This is a genomic window from Roseateles sp. P5_B10, assembly GCF_056400485.1.
The window spans coordinates 1-4,427 of record NZ_JBFULE010000438.1 but is presented as its reverse complement, the minus strand read 5'-3'; the positions used below and the strand labels follow the sequence as shown (position 1 = coordinate 4,427).

5 protein-coding genes are annotated in these 4,427 nt (G+C 69.7%); 1 reads left to right on the top strand and 4 read right to left on the bottom strand.

Annotated features, from left to right (window positions below; genetic code table 11):
- Nucleotides 1-136: 136 nt before the first annotated feature.
- The 4 genes from AC1DU6_RS21345 to AC1DU6_RS21330 form a co-directional block, all read right to left on the bottom strand.
- The gene (locus AC1DU6_RS21345) at nucleotides 137-526 is read right to left on the bottom strand and encodes a hypothetical protein (protein ID WP_477859433.1); all 390 of its coding nucleotides are present in this window, start codon (nucleotides 524-526) and stop codon (nucleotides 137-139) included.
- A 32-nt stretch (nucleotides 527-558) separates the two neighbouring features.
- On the bottom strand, nucleotides 559-945 hold the full coding sequence (locus AC1DU6_RS21340) for a DUF3224 domain-containing protein (RefSeq protein ID WP_477859431.1): 387 nt from the start codon (nucleotides 943-945) through the stop codon (nucleotides 559-561).
- The gene (locus AC1DU6_RS21335) at nucleotides 926-2,191 is read right to left on the bottom strand and encodes a cyanophycinase (protein WP_477859430.1); all 1,266 of its coding nucleotides are present in this window, start codon (nucleotides 2,189-2,191) and stop codon (nucleotides 926-928) included. Before AC1DU6_RS21335 ends, AC1DU6_RS21340 begins: the two co-directional genes overlap by 20 nt.
- A 124-nt stretch (nucleotides 2,192-2,315) precedes the next feature.
- On the bottom strand, nucleotides 2,316-3,800 hold the full coding sequence (locus tag AC1DU6_RS21330; protein WP_457355266.1) for a cyanophycinase: 1,485 nt from the start codon (nucleotides 3,798-3,800) through the stop codon (nucleotides 2,316-2,318).
- Nucleotides 3,801-3,967: 167 nt separating this feature from the next.
- On the opposite strand from AC1DU6_RS21330, the gene AC1DU6_RS21325 reads away from it, so the two are divergent.
- A partial coding sequence (locus AC1DU6_RS21325; protein WP_477859428.1) for a TonB-dependent receptor plug domain-containing protein occupies nucleotides 3,968-4,427 on the top strand: 460 nt, incomplete at its 3' end.

Below are 4,427 nucleotides of genomic sequence, written 5' to 3'. Positions count from 1 at the left end.
GTCCAGCCACAGCGGCCGGTGGGGATGGGCCAGGGCGGTGAGCGCGGCGCTGACGCGCAGGAAGCCTTCGGGTCGGGTATCGCGGAGATCGGTATCAGCCATGGCCGCAATTGTGTCGCGGCCGGCGCCCGCCACGTCAGTCGCGGTCCTTGCCCTTGTGCTTGCCATGGCCCTTGCCATGGCCTTTGCCCTGGTCGTTATCGTCGCCCCGCCGCTCGTAGCGCTCCTGGTACCRGTCCTCGCGGACGAAGTAGACCGGCATGCCGCAGGCGTTGTACTTGGCGCAGTGCTTGTCCCAGTGCTTCTGGTGGCCGGGCGGGATGCGCATATAAACGGGCTCGACATGCACCGGCCGGCGCTGCACCCAGACGGGCTCGCGCAGCACGACGGGCGGCGGCGCCGTCTGGCCGATGTCGATGCGGCCGTAGAAACCAGGCTGGCCAATCTGCACCGACACACCGACGTCGGTGGCCTGGGCGGCGCCAGCAATCAGCAGCAGCGTGATGAGGGGCAGGATCTTCTTCATGGTGTCTCCTTGCTTCAGGCCAGGTTTCAAGCTTAAGGCAGCGTGAAATCGAAATCGTAGAAATGCTGGTGGCCTTCAACGCGGATGTTCATGCGGCCCGCCAGGCCGGCCAGTGCGCCGGTCCCGGAGTCTGGCACAACGGTGATGGCGAGGCTGGGCGTGCCGCGCTCCATCAGGCCGTGATGCACGAGGGYGAAGCTACCCTCGCGGCCCTCCAGGCTGCCGGTCACGGTCTCCAGCGCCACATAGGCCRCCGAGCCGGCGATGCTGCCGTGCGTGGCCAGCATCTGGCCGGCGCCACGGGCCTCGAGGGCGCCGCGATATTGCTTGTCCAGCACCATGCGGCCGAGGGCCGGACTTGCCGCCTCGGCAGCCTGGGCCGTCATCCCCACCGTGAACTCACCGCTGACCGTCGCCATCACCACTCTCCTTCGAGCCGGGCCGGCTCGCCAACGCCGATTCGACCACGGGCTGCCCCTCGGCGGCGAGGGGTGTGAACAGTGGCTTGGCGACCCGCACGGGGATGACATCCAGTCGGGCCTGCAGCACCGTGTAGTCCTCGCCGCCGCCGCGGACGGCACTGCGCCAGCCTACGAAGCCGGGGGCACGGCGCAGCCGGAACTCGAAGCCCACGTCGGGCGCCGGATCGTCGGCGTGCGGACGGGCGCGGTAGGCGAGGCCGCCCACCTCGGGCTCGGGGCCGTCCAGCAGCTGCGTCAGCGCGCCGAGGATGCAGYCGTCGCCGAGGATGTCGAGGAAGAACCGGTCGGACTGCAGGCGCGGCTTGAAGTCCGGGGCGCCAGGGTCGATGCGGGGCTCGCGCTGCTTGTGCGGCGCCGGCGTCGTCTCGCCGCTGGCCAGGTCGTGGCAGTCGCCATGGTCGAGATAGGACAGGCGCACGCCCTGCAGGTTGAAGGCCGGCAGCGCGGCGTCGCGTGTCGCGTCGCCGAGGTCGACAAGGACGGCGCCGCTGCCGCCGATGACCTCGAGTTGCCCGCCCTTGATGACGACGGCCGCGTTCTCGTCCACACCGAGGCCCAGGCGGCAGCCCAGGGACTGCAGGGCCGGCAGCATGCGGCCGATACGGCCGCGCTTGAGGAAATGCTGGTCGATCAGCAGGTCGGGGCCGAGGAAGGCCAGGCCCCGGTCGTATTCCAGGCCCGCCCGCCACTGGCCCTTGAGAACGGCCAGGCTGTCCATCGCATCGCGGAACATCATGCGGCTCATGACCGCGGCACCGGCACTGGTGCCAGCGATGACGCCGCCGCGCTCGAAGACCTGGCGGATGGCCGCCAGCATGGCCGTTGGCTCGCCGCCCGGCTGCAGCGTGTCGACGATGAGCTCCTGGGCGCCACCGGAGAAGAAGACGGCGCGGCAGGCAGCGACGCGGGCGATCAGGGCCGTATCGTGCAGCGTTCCCTGCAGATCTCCTGCTTCGAGATTGGGGGCGACGGGAATGATCTCGGCGTGCGCGCCGCAGCGCTCCAGCGCGGCGGCGATCTGGGCCGCAACGCGCTCGGGCTCATAGGCCGCGGTCGGGAAGACGGCGATGGACGCACCGGCGCCCCCGGCCTCGTCGACGATGCGCTGCCAGACGGCGTCGCTGTCAGCTTTGAGCGCGCCGCCGATGACGATGACGGTGCCGACGGGGGAGTGGCTGGGCAAGATGGGTGCCGGGCTGGCGCAGTTCACGAGCCCGACATCTTGGCAGGCTCCCGCGCAATCCGACAGCGGGTCAGGCCCGAGGAAAAGCAACGCTTGTGACCAAGCGCTGCAAACGGCTGCCGATTCACTGGCCCGAGGGCGCCGACGCTGCGGGAACGCTCGTGGCGGGCAGGCTGGCCGCAGGCTTGGGCGGCCCCGACCAGCCGCCATACAGCGGCATCGGCAGGCGCACGGGGCTGATGTCGAGGTAGAGGTTGGTGACCGTGAACTGTTCGCCGCCGAATTCCTCGGTGCTCCAACCCAGCGAGTCCGAGCCCTTGTAGAGCCGGAACAGGAAGCCGAGCTCGGCCAGCGGGTCGTTGGTGCGCGGCAGCACGTCGAAGGCCAGACCCTTGACCTCCTTGCGCACGCTGTCGATGAGGCGTGTCATCGCGTTGGAGATGGTCGAGTCGCCCATCATGTCGAGGTGGAAGACATCGTCGATGTAGCTCGGCTTGAAGTTGGGCGACTCGGCGTCGTGCAACTCGCCGCGCAGCTTGGGCGCCGACGGCGTCGCCGAGCGCGCGCGCAGGTGGTAGCGGTCGCCGTGCTCGAGGTAGGACAGGCGGGCGCCCTGCACGTTGAAAGCGCCCAGCGAGGGATCGCTCTTGGCCTCGGTCAGGTCCACGACCAGGCAGCCGCGGTCGCCGATGACCTCGATCTCGTCGCCGCGGATGATGGCGGCGGTGTTCTCGTCCACGCCCAGGCCGAGCTTGTAGCCCTTGGCCATCATCAGCGGAATCATGCGGCCGAAGCGGCCGCGCTTGAGGAAATGCTGGTCGACGAACAGATGAGGGCCGACGAAGCCYAGCCCGCGATCGATCTGCTTGCCATCCGAAAAGCGGCCCTTGAGGATGTTGATGTTGCTGGGCGGGTCACGGAACATCACGGTGCTCATGATGGCCGCTCCGGCCGAAGTGCCGGCGATGACGCCGCCCTTGCGGTAGACGTCCCAGATCGCCTCCAGCATGGGCGTGCTCTGGCCACCGGGCTGCAGCACATCGACGATGCGCTCCTGCACGCCGCCCGTGAAGAAAATGCCCTTGGCGGCCTTGACCTTGGCGATCAGGGCCGGGTCGCGCACGACCTTGCTCAGGTCCACCCACAGGAACTTGGGCGCCACCGGCAAGGCCTCGGCCACCGCGCCTCGGCGCTGCAGCAGATCCACGATCTGCTTGGCGCTGGCCTCGGGATCCTCACTGGCTGTGCCGAAAACGACGAAGCGCGCGCCCTTGCCGCCGGCCAGTTGAACGATGCGTTGCCAGACCTCTTCGTTGTCGGCCTTCAGCGCGCCGCCGATAGGCACGGCATAGCCGCGGATGGCGGGCTCGGACTCGGGCAGCGGCTGCAGCGCCCCTGAGGCCTGTGCCGGACCGGCTTGAACGGCCGACGCGGCCTTGGCGGGCGCCGGTGCCGCAGCGCGTGGTGCCGATGCCGAGGCCGGCGCCGACGGACGCAGCAGCCTGAAGCCTTGCGGCGCGCTCGCCGCCGGTGCCGTCGCCGGCGGAGCCGCCTGTACGCCCATGGCTGCCGCCATTGCCGCCACACCGGCCCAGATCCATGCCCTCATGCCCACACCCCTCCTTGGTCAGACCGCGCATGATGACAGAGCRCCGATGACCGTTCGCCCCTAATTCGAACGACGAGGGCGTGGCGCGCACGAGACGAATCGCCGGCTTGGAGCCCGGCAGCTAGCGCCGCCGTGCCTAGACTCGCCCGAACCACGGAGAGCCGCCCATGAAAACCCCCTGCCCTTCCCGCATTGCCGTCACTGCTGCTGCAGCGGCCCTGCTTGCGCTGAGCTGCGCTGCCCAGGCCCAGTCGACGCTGGAGCGCGTCGAGATCACCGGCACGGCGATCAAGCGCATCGAGGGCGAGACAGCGCTGCCGGTGCAGGTCATCACGCGGGGCGAAATCGACAAGGCCGGCGTGACGACGGCCGCCGAGCTGATCGCCCGCATCAGCGCCAGCGCCAACAACCTGACCGACGGCGGCAGCGTGGCCTATGGCGGCTTCCGGGACCAGATGGGCTTCAACGCCGCCAACCTGCGCGGCCTGGGCGTGTCGTCCACCCTCGTGCTGCTGAACGGCCGGCGCGTGGCCAACTTCGCCTCGCCCGGCGACGCGGCCGGCGTGGACCTGAACAGCATCCCGGCCGCCGCCATCCAGCGCGTCGAGATCCTGCTCGACGGCGCCT